We start from the raw sequence: 18,199 nt of genomic DNA, 5'->3' as shown, positions 1-18,199 counted from the left end.
GGATCTCGACGGTCGATTACCGTGCCGGCTGAGAGAGCGCTCTCTCGATCGACGTTTTCCACAATTCAGACGCTACGCGCCCGGGTCGGCACGGTCCGTACCGGGACGCGCGATGGAGGCACCATGAAACCTCCCGTCCCCCACCGCCGCTGGGCCCTGGCAGCCGCCACCGCCCTGGCCCTGGTCGTCGGTGGCCTCACGATCCCCGTCACCCGCGCCGCCGAGGCCGCGCCCGTGGGCGCCGGCAGCTACACCACCACTCCCGTCGGCGCGCTCCCCACCGGCTGCGGCGCGATGTCGGGCAACCCCCGGCAGTACGCCACCGCCAACGCGCCCGCCGGCGCCGTGCCCACCAACGACTGGTGGTCCTCGCTGCTGTGGAAGCGCACCGACTGCGCCTTCAGCGAGCCCCTGCACGCCCACCCGACCTCGTACGACACGTTCACCGACGGTCTCGGTTTCTCGGCCAACTCCACGCCCGCCATCAGCGGCACGGCCACCGGCGTCGGGGAGTACCACTACCCGTACGTGCAGGACATCCGCGTCGGCGTGGCCGGGCTCGCCGCGCCCCAGGTCACTGTGGACGGCTGGACCGACTGGACGGTCAGTCCGTACTGGAGCGACGGGACCCGCACCCTGCGCGCCACCATCGGCCACGGCCTACCGTTCGCGTACTTCCAGGCCAGCGGCGGCGACGCGGTGATCGGCACGTCCGGCACCCCCGACGTCTGGTCCACAGGCGGCGCCACCATCGGCTTCCGGGTCAACGGCCACGACTACGTGGCGTACGCCCCCAGCGGCGCGACCTGGACCGTCAGCGGTGGCCGCATCTCCTCCACCCTCGCCGGTCGCGGCTACTTCTCCGTCGCCCTGCTGCCCCCGACGGCCAACGCCACCGAGCGCGCCGACCTGGCCACCACCTACGGCAGGTACGCGCACGCCCACGTCACCGGCACCCGGGTCTCCTACGCCTACGACCCGACGACCAACGGCCTGAGCACGACGTACGCGTTCACCACCACCGCCCGGGAGGGCACCGCCACGCAGACAGTGGTCAGCCTCTACCCGCACCAGTGGAAGTCGCTTGCCGGCTCGACGCCGATCACGCCCACCTACCCGTCGGCGCGGGGCCGGATGAAGGTCCTCACCGGCGTCAACCAGTTCCGGACCGCCATGGCGTTCCAGGGGGTCCTGCCCGAACTGCCGGCCGTCGGCGACGGCAGCGGCACGGACCTGGCCACGCTCACCAGCCAACTGGCCGCCACCCGCAGCAACCCGATGGACCAGCGGGGCAACGACACGTACTGGACCGGCAAGGGGCTCGGCCGGGCCGCCCGGCTCGCCGAGGTCGCCGACCTGGTCAACGACACGGCCACCCGCGACAGCGCCCTGAACGCGATCCGCAGCACCCTCACCGACTGGTTCACCGCCTCCAGTGGCAAGACCCAGAGGCTCTTCTACTACGACGCCAACTGGGGCACCCTGATCGGCTACCCGGCGTCGTACGGCTCCGACCAGGAACTCAACGACCACCACTTCCACTACGGCTACTTCATCGCCGCCGCCGCGACGCTCGCCAAGTTCGACCCGTCGTGGGCCGCGACCAGCCGCTACGGCGGCATGGTGGACCTGCTGATCCGCGACGCCAACAACTACCGCCGCGACGACACCCGCTTTCCCTACCTGCGCGACTTCGACATCTACGCCGGCCACGACTGGGCCTCCGGGCACGGCTCGTTCGGCTCCGGCAACAACCAGGAGTCGTCCTCCGAGGGGATGAACTTCGCCAACGCCCTCATCCAGTGGGGACAGGTCACCGGGGACACCGCCGTGCGCGACGCCGGCATCTTCCTGTACACGACGCAGGCCGCCGCCATCCAGGAGTACTGGTTCGACGCCAGCGACCAGAACTTCCCCGCCGCCTTCGGGCACTCGACCGTCGGGATGGTCTGGGGCGACGGCGGCGCGTACGCCACCTGGTTCAGCGGCGAGCCGGAGATGATCCAGGGCATCAACCTGCTGCCGGTCACCGGTGGGCACCTCTACCTGGGCAACAACCCGGCGTACATGCGCACCAACTACGCCGAGCTGGTCCGCAACAACGGTGGACCGCCGACGGTGTGGCAGGACATCCTCTGGCAGTTCCAGGCCCTCGGCGATCCGGACGCGGCCCTGGCGAACCTGCGCGCCAACCCCGGCTACACGCCCGAGGAGGGGGAGAGCCGCGCGCACACCTTCCACTGGATCCGCAACCTGGCGGCGCTGGGCACCGTCGACACGACTGTCACCGCCAACCACCCACTGAGCGCGGTCTTCTCCCGCAACGGGGCACGCACCTACGTGGCGTCGAACCCGACGGCGAGCCCGATCACCGTCACGTTCTCCACAGGCACCCGACTCACCGTGGCGGCCGGCCGGACGGCCACCACCGGGGCGTACACCTGGAGCGGTGGCAACGCCTCCGGCGGCGTGCCGCCGAGCACGACCCCGCCGACCACCGCGCCACCCACCACGGCCCCGCCCACCACGGCCCCGCCGACGACTCCCCCGCCCACCACTGCCGCACCGACCACGCCGCCACCGAACTCGGGCTCGCCGACGCGCTACCTGCTGGCCGGCGGCGGGCTGGGCGCCGCCGGCAGCGCGGCCACGACCACCGTCGCGGCCGCCAACGGAAACCACGACGGTACGCCGACCAACCCGCAGGTCTTCACGGCGACAGGCCTCAACCTCGCCTACTCCGGGGCGCAGACCACGTTCGACCTGTTCCTCGACGCCGGCGCGGCAGTCGGCAACGGCGTGCAGGTGCGCGTGTCCTACGACCTGACCGGCAACGGCAGCTGGGACCGGACGGAGACGTGGCGCTACTTCGCCACCGACCCGGTCGCCGGCTACGAGCACTACACCCAGGCCGCCGGCCTCGCCTCGGCGACCGGTTCGTTGGGCACGTTGAGCAACGGCACGGTCCGGGTGGAGGTCTGGTCGGCCATCGGCAACAACCCGACCACGCTGGGCGTCGGCAACCAGTCCGTGCTGCGCCTTCCGTACTCCTGATCCGTGGCTCCACGCTCGCCGCCGACCGCGCTCCGGCCGGCGGCGAGCACTCGCCGCGGACTGGTGCCCGGGTGCGAGGCTTGCGGCATGTCGTCCGTACGCGAACCGCAGCCCTCCCCGCCGCGGGCCGGGACGGGGCGGTGGCGGCTGCGGTTGGTCGGGTGGCTCGGCCCGGCGGGCGCGGCCGTGGCCCTGAACCAGCTGGCCACAGTCCTCCCACCGGTCGCCGTCGGCGCGATGATCCTGGTGGTGGCGGTGGTGTACGGCCACAACCGACTCGACGAGCGCGCCCCGCTGGCCGAGGCGCTGCCCCGGATCCTGCTCGCCGTCGCGGTCGCCGGTGTCGCGCTGGCCGTGACGACACCGTCGTCGTGGGCGGGGCCGCTCACCCTGGCGGCGGTCGTGGCGATCGCCTGCGCCGCGCTTGTCGCGCGGGAGCGGGCGACAGCCCTGACCTCGCTCGCGGGGATCAGCGTCTGCACCGCGGGTCTGTTCGTCGTCACCGATGCCGTGCGCGTCGAGCGGACCGGCGGCCGGTTCCTCGGGGTCGTCCTGGGGACCTTCGCCGTGCTGCTGGGCCTTCTCGTTCTGCGCCTGCGCCGGCACCTCTTCGGCGCGGACAGCGCCGGCCTCGCCCTGCTGCGCCAGGCCCGCGTGTCGTGGTCCCGGGCCGGCGCGCTGGGCGTGCTCAGCGTTCCCGCAAGCGTCAGCCTGGCCCGCGAAGGCTCGGTGGTGACCGCCGTCGTGGTCGCGGTGGCCGGCCTGTGCTGGCTGGGCGTGACGCTCGTCTTCGTGTTCGCCGAGCGGCTCGACGCCCTCGCCGGGGCGCTGCTGGCGCTCAGTGGTGCGGCGGTCACCGTGCTGGGCCTGCTGGCGTTCCAGGCCCGGGAGTACCCGGTCGGGATGGTCGCCGCCACGGCCGGCGTGGCGATGGTGGGCGGCGGACTCTCGTTGCTCGAATCGGCGGGCACGCTGCGGCGCCTGCGCGGCTGGCTGGCCCACCTGACCACGCCGGCGAGCCAGAACGCCGACGGCTGAAACGGCCTCCCCAGGGTCGTGCCCCCGCGTGGCGCGCAGTCGGCGCTACCATGGGCGCGCTCGGTGCGGCGCTCATGGCGGTGGCCCCGCGGCACCACCCGAGGAGGGGATCATCCGTGTTCACACCCCTGACGAGCGACGATCCCCGCCAGATCAGCGGCTATCTGCTGCGTGCGCGACTGGGCGCCGGCGGGATGGGCCAGGTGTACCTGTCGTTCACCCCCGGTGGCCGGGCCGTCGCACTCAAGGTCGTGCGCCGGGAGTACGCCGAGGACGCCGGGTTCCGGCAGCGCTTCGCCCAGGAGGTCCAGGCCGCACAGCGTGTCCACGGCGTCCATACCGCCCAGGTGATCGATGCCGGCATCGATGCCGGTACGCCCTGGCTGGCCAGCGCCTACGTGCCCGGGCCCACGCTGCTCGCGGCCGTCCGGGACAACGGTCCGCTGCCGGTCGGCACGGTGCGGGCGATGCTCGCCGGCGTCGCGCAGTCACTGCAGGCGATCCACGCCGCCGACGTGGTGCACCGGGACCTGACCCCCCGCAACATCCTGCTCGCCGCCGACGGGCCACGGGTCATCGACTTCGGCATCGCCCGCGCCGTCGACGCGACCCACCTCACGATGAGTCAGACGCCCATCGGCACGCCCTCCTTCATGTCGCCCGAGCAGGCGAACGGCACTCCGGTGACGCCGGCCTCCGACGTCTTCACGCTCGCCGCGGTCGGCTTCTTCGCCGCCACCGGCCGAACCGCCTTCGGCGACGGCAACTACCTGAGCGTGCTACGGCGCGTCTCCGAGGCCGAGGCGGACCTGACCGACTGCCCGTCGGAGCTGCGGGCGCTGTTCGAGACCTGCCTGGTGCGGGACCCCGCGGCCCGACCGACCACGGCCCACATCATCGAGGCGTGCGGCGGCATTCCCCGTTTCCGCGCGAACTGGCTGCCGAAGCCGGTCGCCGCGACGGTCGCGGCCCACGGCGCGGCGCTGGCCTCGATCGTCGCCGACCCTCCGGGCGGCCGCCCGCAGGTGTCCACTGCCCCGCCGTCGGCCGCCGTGCCCGGCCCGTCCCGTCCACGAAACGCACGCCGCGTCCTGCTCGCCGCGACGCTCGGCGTCGTCCTGCTCGCCGGCGGGGTGGCGATCGGCATCGCGACGCGGCCCGACTCGACCGGGGACCGCACCGGCTCGGCGGACACCGGCGCGTCCACCAGCGCCCCGGCCGCCGGTCCGTCGGCCAGCGCCCCCACCACAGGTGGCTCGCCGACACCGACCGCCCCGGTGGCCACCGCACCGAGAACACCAGCGATCCAGTGGACGGGTCCCGTCCGGATCAGCGGACGTGGTATCGACCTGGATCCGGTGCCGCCGGCCGTCGATCCGGAAGCGGCCGAGATGGACGCCACGATGCCACTGCCCGGCCCGGTGATCCAATATGGCGACACGAGCACGATGGCGAGGTGGACCGGCGGCGCCCCGCCGACCTTCCAGCAGTGCCGGGAACTGGTCTCGACCCAGGGCACGACCGAGCTGCGAGTGGCCAGGAAGGACGTCGTCTGCCTGAAGACCGACCAGGCCCGGATGGTGCTGCTCGTCATCGACTCGGTCGGCAGCGACAGAGCGGTCGGGATCGGGGCCACGGCCACCGTGTGGGACCGCGCTAGCGACTCTTGACGTCCAGGTAGGCGTCGATCTGGCGGACCAACGGGTGGTCGTCGCCCAGCGCGGCCCGGGCGCGGGCCGCGAGCCGGACCAGGCGCAGCGACGCGACGGCCTCCTCGCCGAGGCCGAACCTGCTGCGCACCCGGCCGAACTCGGCGGCGACACGCGTCACCGGGTCGACGTCGCCGACGTCGCGCAGCCGGTGGGCCAGGTCGGTGAAGTGCCGGGCGGCCTCGGCGTACCGGCCCGCGGCGAGCAGCAGGTCACCCTCCTGCACGGCGGGGTCGACGTCGCCGGCCGGAGACCGGGCCGCGTCGGCGGTCGCGGTCGCGCGCAGGGCGTCGCGCACGGCTCGCGCGGTCGGCCTAGCGGCGGCTGACTTGGCGAGCATGGCGTGGATCAGGTCGGCCAGTGCCGGCGGCACCGAGGGGCAACGGTCGACGATCGGCTCCGGGGCCTCCCGCTCGACGCGCCGCGCGCAGGTGGCGGGGCCGCCCTGCATGCGCAGCGGTGGTCCGCCGGCGAGCAACGCGTACAGCACGGCGCCGAGGGAGTAGATGTCCGTGGCGCGGTCCGGGTCGTCGCCCCGCCACTGCTCCGGCGACATGTACGCGGCGGTGCCCAGCACCATGCCCGGTCGGGTGAGCCGGGTCAGCATCGCCTCCGGCACTGTGGAGACACCGAAGTCGCAGATTTTGACCGTCCCGTCGGCGTCGAGCACGAGGTTCTGCGGTTTGAGGTCACGGTGGATCACCGGCGTCGGATGCTCGTGCAGACAGACCAGCGCGTCGGCGACCGGGACGGCGTATCGCAGCGTCTGCGCGACGCTCAGGCAGCCGGCGTCGAACTGGACGTGTGCGAGGTTCGGCCCGGCCAGGTGTTCCATGACCACGAACGCCGCGCCGTCGTCATGCCGCCCCACGTCGAAGATCGCCACGACGTTCGGGTGTTTGATCATGGCGAGGATCTCGGCCTCACGCTGGAACCGGGCCAGCAACTCGGGATCAGCGTTCTCGGTCAGCAGCTTGACCGCGACGAGCCGGCGCAACCGCTCGTCCTGGGCCGCGTACACCGTCCCGTGGCCACCCGCGCCGAGCCGTGCGGTGACCCGGTACCGGCCGGCGAGCCGGGTTCCCTCGATGCTCATCGCGGTTTCGGCCGGTGGATCATGGTGGGGGTCGCCGCCTCCTCGGCCACCGTGCCGCGCGGTGTCGGCGGCTGCGCCGGCGTGTCGAACACGAACGCGCGCCCGCTCACGACCAACTCCACACCGTCGTGCAGCACGATGACCTCGCCCTTGCGCAGGCGCCACGGACGCCCCGCCCCGATCCGCCGACCGGTCTCAGAGGTGCCCTCGCGACGGATCCGGGTGCCGTTGGCGCTCAGGTCGCGGACCGTGAGCGCGGTCCCGTCCCAGCTCAAATCCACGTGTCTGCGGCTGATCCAGTGGCGGGCCGCCGGCGTCAACCAGGGGGCGAGAGCCACCCCACCCGGCTCGACCGGGGCCCGACCCACCACGACTGCCGCGCCCGCGCGGACCATGAAGCGGGCCTGCGGCACGCCGTCGATGCGCACCTTCAGCTGGACCCGTGGAGTGCTCGGCCCGATGTCGACCATCGGCTCGTGATGCGTGGGGCAGCGCACGACTCCCTGGCGGTGGACGGGAACCGGCTGGTCGACGGCGGCGGTGTCGCCGAACATCGGGCAGTCGTGGCGGGGGCAGCGCCACTGCCGGGTCAGCAGGTCGCGCCGAGCGCCCGTGCCGCGGCGCCTGTCGTACATCCCCGCCCGCAGCAGGAGACTCTCCTCTTCCTTACGGGAGATGTGCCACTCCGGCGGTGTCGGCATGATGCGGGGCACGACCACGACGTTCGCGCCGCCCGGGCCGGGCGCGGCATGCAGGAACCGGTCGCGGTTGCCGGGGATCCACGGATGGGCGCGGTAGGCGTCCTCGAAGTTGTCCCGACTGATCACCCGCAGCTCGGCGGTCTCGGCCAGCTCGATGAGCCGGTCGTCGGCGCCCGGCCTGACCTCGATCCGGCCGCGGTGATACCACTTGTGCAGCGTCGCCTTCTCGTCCGCGGTCAGACCCGGCTGGCGCAGCAGTGACCAGTCCGCCACGGCGTAGACCTGCACCGCCTCGTCGCCCGTGTACGTGACGAGCGCGGCGAGCAGGTCGAGGAAGCGTCGCAGATCCACCGGGCGGGCGCCGCAGAGTCGGTCGTCGCGCATGACGTTTGACAGGTCGACCACGAAGTCCGCAGCCATCGCATCGAGGGTCAGCTGTGCCTCCGGTCCCATGTGGTCACGGTAGCAACGGAGGCCGCCGCGTCGGCGCCTGAGCCGGCACCGGCGGTGTGACAGGCGCCGCGGCGTCACCTGCGTTCCACGGAATCGTTGCCTCGGAATGAGAAGAGCGCAAGCGGGCAATCCCAACGTCCGACCGGGATCGCGAGTGTCGCGATCGGCCTTGCCCGGAGGCGATGGATCCGGCAAGCACCCGGGTGCAAGGTGCAGCCGGCCAGAGCCGGAACGGGTCCGCAATAGGCAATTGTCGCGACCCGCAAATAGATAGTGACCAATCTTGACTTGCGCATCGGGTCGGCGCACCGTGAGGAGAACCCGGCAGATGCGCACCATTGTCGGCCCGCCTTCGGCGACGTACGGAATGCGAGCGCCGCTGGTTTCGCGCGGTGTGACAGGAGGCGTTCCATGCAGTTGAATCCGTTCTCCGGGGTCTATCTCACCGACCCCGCCAGCGCCTGGCGACGCATTCTCGACGATCCCGACCGGGTGCCCTACGCCGAGGATCTGGACCTGTGGCTGATCAGCCGGCACGCCGACGTCCGGCACGCCCTCGCCGACGCCGCGACGTTCGGCAACGCCCTCACCCTCGCCCCGATCTACGAGGTCTGCCCGGAGGCGATGAGCGTCATCATGCAGATCGACGCGCCACCCACGACTGCCGCGGCCGACCCGCCGACGCACCCCCGTACCCGCCGCGCCCTGCGGGCCACCTTCGCCAACACCGCCGACCGGGCCGAGGCCGAGTACGGCGCGATCATCCGTCGCCGCGTCGACGAACTGGTGTCCCGGCTCGTCGCCCGAGCGGGCCAGCGGGCGGATCTGGTCGGTGCGTTCACCACCGAGCTTCCGCTGCTTGTCATCCTGGACATCCTGGGAGTGCCCGATGCCGACGTCGACCAGATCCGGCGGTGGGCGGACGGTCAGGTCGCCCTGATCTGGGGTCAGCCCGACCCGGCCGAGCAGGTACGCCTGGCCCGGGGTCTGCTGGAGTTCTGGCACTACTGCCAGAACCTGGTGCGGCAGCGGCTCGACGGTGGACGCGACGGCGCCGACTTCATCAGCCGGGCGCTGGCCTACCGCGACGACGACGACACGGTGCTGACGGTGACCGAGGTGGCGAGCCTCGCCTTCAACCTCCTGGTCGCCGGGCACGAGACGACCGCCGGCCTGCTCGCCCACGCGCTCGACCAGGCCCTGTCCCGCCCGCAGCGATGGCGCGCGCTCGTCGCCGACCCGCGATCCGTGCCCGACTTCGTGACCGAGACCCTCCGGTTCGCGCCCGCCATCGACGGCTGGCTGCGGGTGACGCGCCGCGACGTCACAGTGGGCGGGGCCACCATTCCGGCGGGCGCGCGGTGTCTGCTGATGATCGGGGCGGCGAACCGGGACCCCGCGGTGTTCGCCCACCCGGACCGGTTCGACCCGCGCCGCCTCGACGCCGCCGACCACCTGTCGTTCGGCCACGGCCCGCATTTCTGCATCGGCGCGGCATTGGCGCGACTGGAGGCCGGCGTGGCTCTCGCCCGACTCGCCGAGGCCATTCCCGGCCTCCGACTGGAATCCGAGAATCGTCGTTCGTTCAAGCCCAGTGTTTCGTTTCGCGCACACCACACACTCGTCGCGACAATCGATGTTCTCGCGCCCGCCGACGGCCCGACGGCAGCCCCGGCCGCCGCCACCGAGGCGCGGGCCGCCTGACGACGAGGAGGTCGGTGGCGCTGACCTGCGGGCCGACCGACGCGACCCCTGTGGACCCGGCGCGACGTGCCCCCGGCGCCTCGGGGCGCGTCGGGCACGTGGCCTCGTGCGCATTGCGCGGCGATCCATCGCGGCGCACGTCTTCACACCCATCGTGTCCAGGGTTAAGAATTGCCCCCTATGAATGTTCAGCCCATCGGCCAATCTCGATCTGGCACCTGCTGCTGATTTCACCGGTGCCACGAAGGTGAGCGCATGGAGCACACGCCCCCGCCGAGCGCCGCTCACTCCGCGGCCAGTCAACAGTTCCGCTGGGAGCTGCGCAGCTGCCGTATCCGACGGGGACTGACCCAGCGGGCCCTGGCGGACCTGGTGCGGTTCAGCCGTGAGACGGTCGCCGCGGTGGAGTCGGGCCGCCGCTTCGGCAGCCACGAGTTCGCGGTGCGCTGCGACGACGTGCTCGACACCGGCGGCCTGCTGGCCTCCCTGTGGCCGCAGGTCGCGGCCGAGCAGTTGGCCGCCGACGGCCGGCGTGGCCCCCGATCGGCGGAGCAGGCACGACTCGATCCGCCCGTGCCACGCCAGCGGGGTCGGCGCGACGCGCGCGACCCGGGCGCAGTGGTGGACGCCATCGACGAGCTGCGCGAGCTGATCGGCCAGGTGCTCAGCAGCCAACCCGAAGCGGACGACTCCGGGCCGCGCCACGCGCCCGAGCACCTCGACGACAAGCGCTGAGCGCGGGCGTCCACGACCGACGGTGGTGCGCCACCGGCCGCTGACTCTGGGTACAGATGCTGGTACGGCCAGTTTGTACCACGGCCAGGTCTGGCCTCCGAGCGCGGGTTCCGGCGGAATGGGACTTGCATTCGGCAAGGTGCGTATAGACCGTCATCGACGAGTCGTGGGAGTCAATCTTGGCGTCGAGCACGAGGTCCCACGCGGCCCGACCCTACCCGAGGAGTCGACGCGCCTGGAAGATCGCCGGGCGGATGCGGCTCATCGTGGCGGCGCCCCTGGTGGCCGTCATCGGGTTCGCCGGCCTCGCGCTTACCGAGAGCGCGCGTCAGACGACCCGAGCCAGCGACCTGGAGGTCGTGGCACGCCTCGGCGCCGAGGCCGGTGACCTGGCGTACCGGCTGCAACGCGAACGGGTCGCCGCCGCCGACCTGCTCACCCACCCCGACGGACAGCAGCAGGACGCCTTCGGCGTGGAGCTGGCCGCCACCGACGCCGCCGTCGAGCGGTACCGCCGACAGCGCGACCGGGTGCCCACCGACGCCAACGCGGCGCTCCTGCGCCGTGTCGACGCGGCGTTGGACGGCCTGTCCCCGCTGCGCACCCAGGTCCGCACGGCCGAGCACGCCTCGGTGTCCGCGATGACCTTCAGCTACCGCATCGCGATCGCCGATCTGATCACCTTCCGGGAGAACGTCTCGCACGGCGTCGTCAACGCCCAGCTCGCCGACGGGATCCGGGCCTCGGCCGCGCTGTCGAAGACCGCCGAGGCGATCGGCCAACAGCAGGTCGCCGTGCTCCGCGCCGTCGCGGCCGGCGAGTTGACCCCCGCCACCCAACAGGACATCACCGCGGCCCGCACCAGCTACACCGAGGCCAGCCTGTCGTTCCTGGCCCTCGCCCCGGCCGAGTGGAGCATCTGGTGGGAGCAGGCCGGCACCGGCAAGGAGGCGCTCGCCCTGCAACGGATGCAGGACGAGGTGTCCCGCGCCCAGCCGGGCGCGCGACTGCGCCTGGAGACCACCGACTGGGTGTCCACGACACAGCAGCGCGCCTCCCGCCTCGCCGACCTGCGGGGGCGCGTCGACGTCGCGGTGCTCGACGACGTTCGGGCCGCCCACGCCGACCAGCGCCGCAGGGCCGTGGCCGAGGCGGTAGGCGTGCTGCTGGCGCTGCTGCTGACCGCGCTTGTGACCTGGGCTGTCGCCCGGCAGATCACCCGCCGGCTGCGACGCCTTCGCGACGCCGCAAACGCCGTCGCGTTCGAACAGCTGCCCGCCGTGGTGGCCCGGCTGCAACGCCCCGACAGCGCCAGCGTCGATCCCGACGAGCTGGCCCGTCAACAGTCCACGGCCGCCCTCGAACCCTCCAGCGACGACGAGATCGGCGAGCTGGGTCAGGCGTTCAGCGCCGTGCACCAGGCCGCCGTGCGAACCGCCGCCGAACAGGCCGTCATGCGCGCCAACACCGCCGACATCTTCATCCACCTCAGCCGGCGCGAACAGCGGCTTGTCGACGCCGTCCTCGCCCAGGTCGACCGGGTCGAACGGGACGAGACCGACCCCGACCGCCTGCACCAGCTCTACACCCTGGACAACCTGGCGACCCGGATGGGCCGCATCAACGCCAGCCTGCTCGTGCTCGGCGGCGTCGGCGTGGGCCGGGTACGCCAACACGACGTGCCGCTGCAGCAGGTGCTCCAGGCGGCCCTGTCCCAGATCGAGCACTACGCGCGGATCCGCCTCGGCATGGTCGACGGCGACGTCGCCGTGGCCGCCAAGTCCGTCGACGAGGTCGTGCACCTGCTCGCCGAACTCATGGACAACGCGACCGCGTACTCGCCGCCGGGCAGCGAGACCTGGGTGAGCGGCCGCAGCCTCGGCGACCGGGTCATCATCCAGATCAGCGACGAGGGCGTGGGCCTGCCCCCACAGCGGTTGCAGCAGCTCAACGAGTTGCTGGCCCGGCCACCCGCCATCGACGTCGCCGCCGTGCGGGCGATGGGGCTGGTCGTCGTGGGACAGCTCGCGGCCCGCCTGGGCGCCAGCGTCCAACTGCGTCGCGGCCCCCGCCGCGGCACCCTCGCCGAGGCGACGCTGCCCGCGGCGATCATCCGGTCGTTGCCGCCGGAGGAGTACCTGCTGGCACCCGGCCGGCTCTCACGCCGGGCCGCCCGCACGTCCACGCCCCCGCCGTACCGGCCGCGGCCGGAGCCGACCGCCGGGCACGCCCCCGCGGCGCGGACCCTGCCGGCGGCGCCCGTGTTCCGCCCGACGCCCAGCGTGGACCCCGGTGACGCGCCGACCGAGGAGCTGCTCATCTTCGAACAGGTCAACCACTGGTTCCACGCCGATGTCGTCGACGCCTCCGACGGCCGGCAGTGGTCCAGCCCCGCCGACGACGCCTGGCGTACCGCAGCGCAGGCGCACACGCCCGACGTGGCCGCGACCACCAACTCCGGCCTGCCCAAACGACAGCCGCAGCGGCACCTGGTGCCCGGCGGCGTGACCGTTCCCCAGCAACAGCAACGCTCCGAATACCGGGACCCGGCCCAGGTCGCCACCGCGATGGCCGCGTACGCCCGGGGAGTGGCGGCCCGCCGGCGTACCCCGATCAACCTCGGCAACTCATGACCGACAGGGAGAGCACGTGACCGACCACCAGGATCTCGGCTGGCTGCTGGACAGCTTCGCCGAACGCGCGACCGAGGTCAGCCATGCGATCGCCATCTCCAGCGACGGCCTGATGGTGGCCGCCACCCGCGACCTGCCACCGGACCGGGCCGACCAGCTCGCCGCGACCGGCAGCGGCCTGGTCAGCCTGCTGCGGGGCGCGGCGGCGTTCTTCGACGCCGGGGCGGTGATCTCCAACGTCACCCAGCTCGAAGGCGGTTTCATGTTCTCCATGGCCTTCAACGACGGGGCGTCGCTGCTGGTGCTCGCCGCGCCCGAGTGCGACGTGGGCAAGGTCTCCTACGAGATGACCGAGCTTGCCAACCGGATCGGCGACGCCCTGACCCCCGCGGCCCGTGCGGCGCTCGCCCGCAGCCGTTGACCCCCACCGACAGACCCTCCCCTTCCCCTGGAGACGACATGTCCCTCACCACCCCCGCGCGCAGCCGTGCCCTCGCCGCCGGGCTGCTGGCGCTCGTGCTCACCGCGAGCACAGCCTGCGCCGCCGACGAGCCCGGCACGACCGGCGGCGGAACCATCAAGATCGGTCTGCTCGCCTCGCTGTCCGGGACGTACCAGTCCGTCGGCAAGGAGATCCGCGACGGCTTCGAGCTGTACCTGGACACGCACGACGGCAAGCTCGGCGGCCGACAGGTCGACCTGGTCGTCGCCGACGAGGGCAACGGCGCCGCGACCGCCGTGCCCGCGGCGACCAAGCTGCTCAAACAGGACCGGGTGGCCGCGCTCACCGGCATCGTCGGCGGCGGCTCGGTCGCCGGCGTCTACCCCCTGCTCCAGGAGACCAAGGTCCCGCTCGTCGGCTCCAACGGCCGGCCGGAGATCAAGGACGTCTCCCGGGTCTGGCACACCTCGTACCTCTCCGACGAGCCGGGCGCCGCCATCGCCCAGCACGTCCGCGACAACGTCAAGGGCTCGGTGTACGCCATCGGCCCCGACTACCAGGGCGGCTGGGACGAGCTGCGCGGCTTCACCGAGGCGTTCGCCAAGGCCGGCGGGACGCTCGCCAACCCCGACGGCAAGACCACCTTCACCCCGTTCCCGGCCACCACCAACTTCACGCCGTACTTCGCCCGGATCAAGGCGTCCGGCGCGCAGGCGGTCTACACCTTCTACGCCGGCAGCGCCGCCGTCGACTTCGTCAAGCAGTACGCGCAGTCCGAGATCAAGGACATTCCCCTGTACGCGGCGGGGTTCCTCACCGAGGGCGGCGTGCTCAACGCGCAGGGCGAGGCGGCCCGGGACATCTTCTCGGTGCTCAACTACTCCCCCGACCTCGACAACGCCGAGAACCGTGGCTTCGTCGCGGCGTGGAAGGCCAAGCACGACGGGTCGCCGACCACGTACGCCCTGGCGTCGTACGACGCGGCCGCGGTGCTCGACCGGGCCATCGAGGCCGCCGGGAGCGACCCGACGCCGGAGGCGATCAACGCGCAGATCGGCACGCTCGGGCAGATCGCCAGCCCGCGCGGCGCGTGGCAGTTCTCCACCGTCACGCACTCGCCCGTGCAGAAGTGGTACCTGCGTCAGGTCCGTCAGGACGGCCGGGCGCTGTCCAACACAGTCGTGGGTGACCTCGCGACCATCGGCCGGTGATCGCGGTGGCGGCCGGCCCGAACCGGATCGACCCGTACGTCATCCCGGCGCTGGACGGTGTCGCCTACGGGCTGCTCGTCTTCGTGGCGGCGGCGGGCCTGGTCTTCTGTTTCGGCGTCGCCAACATCCTCAACCTGGCGCACGGCATGCTCTACGCGATCGGCGGCTACACCGCCGCGGCGGTGCTCGACGGCGGCTGGACGAGCCTGGCCCTGGCGCTGGGCGTCGGCGTGCTGGCCGCCGCCGCGGCGGGTGTGCTGCTCGCCGGCCTGCTCACGCCTGTCGCCACCGGCAACCATCTCACCCAGGCGCTGCTGACCTTCGGGGTGGCGCTGGCCGGCGGCAGCCTGCTCGTCGCCGGCTTCGGCCCCGACGATCCGCAGGTCCTGGTGCCCGCCGCCCTCGACGGGTCGGTGCAGGTCGCCGGGCACCGCTACGCCGCGTACCGGCTGGTGTTCATCGTGGTGGCCGCCGCGCTCGCCGCCGGGCTCTACCTGACGGTGCGGCGGACCCGGGCCGGGATGCTTGTCCGCGCCGCCGTGGACGACCCGGAGATGGTCGCGTGCCTGGGCGTGAGCCCGACGCGGATCAGGGTGGGTGTGCTCGCCGCGGGTGGCGCGCTGGCCGGCGCGGCCGGGGTCCTGGGCGCGCCCATCATCGGCCCCGGCGCGGACACCGCGGACACGGTGCTGCTGCTGTCGCTCGTGGTCGTCGTCCTCGGCGGCCTCGGGTCCATGGTGGGCACCCTGCTCGCGGCGCTGGCGATCGGCGAGATCCAGACCCTGGGCGTGGCGCTGCTGCCGTCCGCCGCCCCGTTCCTGCTGTTCGCCGCCATGGCCGCCGTGCTCGCCGTGCGGGCACGCGGTCTGGCCCTGCGCTGGGTGGCGACGTGAGGGACGAGGTGCTGCGCCGGGTACGCGCCGCCGTCGCGACGCTCGTCCTGGCCGGCCTGCTGGTGGCGCCGTGGGTGGTGGACGACTACACCGCGGCGATCCTGGCCCGGACGCTGGCGCTGGGCCTGGTCGGGGTGAGCGTGGCGCTGCTCACCGGCGTCGCCGGCATGCCCACCCTGGGCCAGACCGCGCCGTACGCGGCCGGCGCGTACGCCAGCGCGGTGCTCGGCAGCCAGGTCTCCGACGTCGGCGTCGTGCAGGTCGCCGTGGCGGCCCTGGCCGGCGCGACGCTCGCCGCCGTGACCCTGCCGCTTGTCGTCCCGGCCCGGGGCGTCATCGTCCTGATGATCACCCTGGCCGTCGGCGAACTCGCCGTGACAGTCCTCGGGCGCTGGCGGTCGGTGACCGGCGGCACGGACGGCCTGGCCGGCATCGCCGGGGTCCGTCCCTTCTGGGGACTGCCGGTACTGGTCACCGACCAGGCCCGCTATCTCTACACGCTCGTCGTCGTGGCGACACTCGTCGGCGCGGTCCTGCTTCTGCTGCGGACCCGGGCGGGGGTGCTGCTGCGCGCCGGCCGGGACGACGAGATGCGGCTGCGGGCCAGCGGGCACCGTGTGCCGTTGTACCTGTCCGGCGCGCACGTCGCCGCCGGGGCGATCGCCGGCGCCGCCGGCTCCCTGCTCGTCGTCGCCCAGCAGTACATCTCCCCCGCCGACTTCGGCTTCGACACCTCCGCGCTGCTCCTGCTCGGCGTCGTCATCGGCGGCACCGCCTCGGTCGGCGGCGCGCTGGTCGGCGCGGTCCTCGTCATCGCCGTACGCGACTGGTTGTTCGGGGTGCTGCCCGGTCACGCGCCGCTGGTGCTGGGCGCGCTGTTCGTGGCGACTGTCTACCTGCTGCCCACAGGCGTCACCCGGGCCCGCCGTCCGCGACCGATCCCCGCGCCGCGCCCACCGGACGCGACGCCCACCCGCGACCGCGACGTGACGCCGGAGCTGCGCGTATGAACTGCCTGCTGAGCGCCGAGAAGATCAGCGTGCGGTACGGCTCGCTCGCCGCGCTCACCGACGTCGACCTGTGCGTGCACGACGGTCAGCGACACGCCCTGATCGGGCCCAACGGGGCCGGCAAGACCACTCTGCTCAACGTGCTCGGCGCGACGACACGGCCGCAGCGCGGCACGGTCCGCTTCGCCGGACGCGATGTCAGCCGGCTCGGCCCGGCGGCACGGGCGCGGCGCGGCATCAACCGGACCCACCAGCGACCGGCGGTCTTCGCGACCCTCACCGCGATCGAGAACGTCGAGGTCGCCGCCCTGCCCCGAACCGTCCGACACCGCAGGTGGTGGCCCGGTGGAACCCGGGGCGCGGCCCGCCGGCTCGCCGCCGGGCTGCTCGACCAACTGGGCCTGTCCGATCTCGCGACGGTGCCCGCCGGTCACCTCGCGCACGGGCAGCGCCGGCAGTTGGAGATCGCGATGGCCCTCGCCGGCCGTCCCCGCCTGCTGCTGCTCGACGAACCCGCGGCCGGGCTGTCGGCCACCGAGGTCGCCCGGCTGGCCGAGCTGCTGGCGGCGCTGCCCCGGCAGGTCGCCGTGCTGCTCGTCGAGCACCACCTGGACCTGGTGTACGCCCTCTGCGACACCGTCACCGTGCTGCGCGACGGCCGGACGGTGGCCGCCGGCACACCTGACGAGATCCGTACCTCGCCCCTGGTGCGGCGGGCCTACGCCGACGGGGTGTCCTGATGCTGTACGTCGAGCGGCTCTGCGCCGGCTACGCCGGAGGGATCGTGCTGCACGAGGTGGACCTCCGGGTGCACCCGGGCAGCATCCAGGCCGTGGTGGGCCGCAACGGGGCTGGCAAGAGCACCCTCGTGCACACGATCGCCGGGCTGGTACGCGCCTCCAGTGGACGCATCGAGATCGGCGGCGTCCACGTGGCCGGGCGGCAACCCCACCGGGTCGCCCAGTCCGGTGTCGGACTCGTCCCGCAGGGCCGGCGGGTCTTCTCCCGGTTGACGGTGGCCGAGCACCTCGTCCTGGCGGCGTCGCCGTGGCGGGCCGCGACACCCGGCGGTGAGGGCTGGACGGTGCCCCGGATCCTCGAACTGCTGCCCCGGCTCGCGGCACGGCTGCGGCACCGCGGCTGCGAACTCTCCGGCGGTGAGCAGCAGATGCTGGCCATCGCCCGCGCGCTGCTCGGACAACCACTGGTGCTGCTGCTCGACGAGCCCTGTGAGGGGCTCGCCCCCGACCTGGCCGCGCGGGTCCGCGACCTCATCGGGCACCTGGCCGCCGGCGGGTTGACAGTGCTGCTCGTCGAACAGCAGCTCCGCCACGCGATCGAGATCGCCGACCGGGTGGCGGTGCTGGAGTACGGCCGGGTCGTCTACGACAGGCCGACCGCCGAGGCGCGCAGCGACCCGGGCTCGCTGGAGGCGATCGTCAGCATCGCCGCCACGCCGCCGCCCCCGGCCCACCGATCGACCCCTCGGCTCTGGGCCGACACCCCGTAGGTCCCCCGTT

Annotated in this window: 14 protein-coding genes; 12 read left to right on the top strand and 2 right to left on the bottom strand. The window is 73.1% G+C overall.

Annotated elements, in window-relative coordinates; genetic code table 11:
- The first annotated feature begins 123 nt into the window (after positions 1-123).
- The 3 genes from OOJ91_RS03145 to OOJ91_RS03135 all read left to right on the top strand — a co-directional run bounded on the left by OOJ91_RS03145 (position 124) and on the right by OOJ91_RS03135 (position 5,762).
- Positions 124-3,054 carry a glycosyl hydrolase gene (locus OOJ91_RS03145; RefSeq protein ID WP_266242145.1) on the top strand — a complete coding sequence of 977 codons (2,931 nt, stop codon included), beginning with the start codon at positions 124-126 and terminating at the stop codon, positions 3,052-3,054.
- A gap of 87 nt (positions 3,055-3,141) precedes the next feature.
- On the top strand, positions 3,142-4,092 hold the full coding sequence (locus OOJ91_RS03140; protein WP_266242143.1) for a hypothetical protein: 951 nt from the start codon (positions 3,142-3,144) through the stop codon (positions 4,090-4,092).
- A gap of 116 nt (positions 4,093-4,208) precedes the next feature.
- Entirely contained in the window at positions 4,209-5,762 is a 1,554-nt protein-coding gene (locus OOJ91_RS03135) for a serine/threonine-protein kinase (protein ID WP_266242141.1), read from the top strand.
- Here the strand turns inward: OOJ91_RS03135 and OOJ91_RS03130 are convergent.
- On the bottom strand, positions 5,749-6,897 hold the full coding sequence (locus OOJ91_RS03130; RefSeq protein WP_266242139.1) for a serine/threonine-protein kinase: 1,149 nt from the start codon (positions 6,895-6,897) through the stop codon (positions 5,749-5,751). The genes OOJ91_RS03135 and OOJ91_RS03130 overlap by 14 nt on opposite strands.
- Entirely contained in the window at positions 6,894-8,051 is a 1,158-nt protein-coding gene (locus OOJ91_RS03125; protein ID WP_266242137.1) for an FHA domain-containing protein, read from the bottom strand. The genes OOJ91_RS03130 and OOJ91_RS03125 overlap by 4 nt, the downstream gene beginning before the upstream one ends.
- A gap of 411 nt (positions 8,052-8,462) precedes the next feature.
- Here OOJ91_RS03125 and OOJ91_RS03120 point away from each other — a divergent pair, with 411 nt between their 5' ends.
- The 9 genes from OOJ91_RS03120 to OOJ91_RS03080 all read left to right on the top strand — a co-directional run bounded on the left by OOJ91_RS03120 (position 8,463) and on the right by OOJ91_RS03080 (position 18,189).
- Entirely contained in the window at positions 8,463-9,755 is a 1,293-nt protein-coding gene (locus OOJ91_RS03120) for a cytochrome P450 (protein WP_266242135.1), read from the top strand.
- A gap of 255 nt (positions 9,756-10,010) precedes the next feature.
- Positions 10,011-10,490: a helix-turn-helix transcriptional regulator gene (locus OOJ91_RS03115; protein WP_266242133.1), complete on the top strand. Its 480-nt coding sequence runs from the start codon at positions 10,011-10,013 to the stop codon at positions 10,488-10,490.
- Positions 10,491-10,744: 254 nt separating this feature from the next.
- A complete protein-coding gene (locus tag OOJ91_RS03110; protein WP_266242131.1) occupies positions 10,745-13,123 on the top strand; it encodes a sensor histidine kinase in 2,379 nt (792 codons plus the stop codon).
- A 16-nt stretch (positions 13,124-13,139) separates the two neighbouring features.
- A complete protein-coding gene (locus tag OOJ91_RS03105) occupies positions 13,140-13,544 on the top strand; it encodes a roadblock/LC7 domain-containing protein (protein ID WP_007460021.1) in 405 nt (134 codons plus the stop codon).
- A 38-nt stretch (positions 13,545-13,582) separates the two neighbouring features.
- Positions 13,583-14,776, top strand: a complete 1,194-nt coding sequence (locus OOJ91_RS03100; protein ID WP_266242127.1) for an ABC transporter substrate-binding protein — start codon at positions 13,583-13,585, stop codon at positions 14,774-14,776.
- Positions 14,773-15,669: a branched-chain amino acid ABC transporter permease gene (locus OOJ91_RS03095; protein ID WP_266242125.1), complete on the top strand. Its 897-nt coding sequence runs from the start codon at positions 14,773-14,775 to the stop codon at positions 15,667-15,669. Before OOJ91_RS03100 ends, OOJ91_RS03095 begins: the two co-directional genes overlap by 4 nt.
- On the top strand, positions 15,666-16,679 hold the full coding sequence (locus OOJ91_RS03090; RefSeq protein ID WP_266242123.1) for a branched-chain amino acid ABC transporter permease: 1,014 nt from the start codon (positions 15,666-15,668) through the stop codon (positions 16,677-16,679). Before OOJ91_RS03095 ends, OOJ91_RS03090 begins: the two co-directional genes overlap by 4 nt.
- Positions 16,676-17,419: an ABC transporter ATP-binding protein gene (locus tag OOJ91_RS03085; protein WP_266242122.1), complete on the top strand. Its 744-nt coding sequence runs from the start codon at positions 16,676-16,678 to the stop codon at positions 17,417-17,419. The genes OOJ91_RS03090 and OOJ91_RS03085 overlap by 4 nt, the downstream gene beginning before the upstream one ends.
- Positions 17,419-18,189, top strand: a complete 771-nt coding sequence (locus OOJ91_RS03080) for an ABC transporter ATP-binding protein (RefSeq protein ID WP_266242120.1) — start codon at positions 17,419-17,421, stop codon at positions 18,187-18,189. Before OOJ91_RS03085 ends, OOJ91_RS03080 begins: the two co-directional genes overlap by 1 nt.
- Positions 18,190-18,199: the final 10 nt, after the last annotated feature.

The sequence above is a fragment of the Micromonospora lupini genome, from assembly GCF_026342015.1.
Classification (GTDB): Bacteria; Actinomycetota; Actinomycetes; order Mycobacteriales; family Micromonosporaceae; genus Micromonospora; species Micromonospora lupini_B.
The sequence above is the reverse complement of the archived record's forward strand: the minus strand, read 5'-3'. Positions and strand labels throughout refer to the sequence as shown.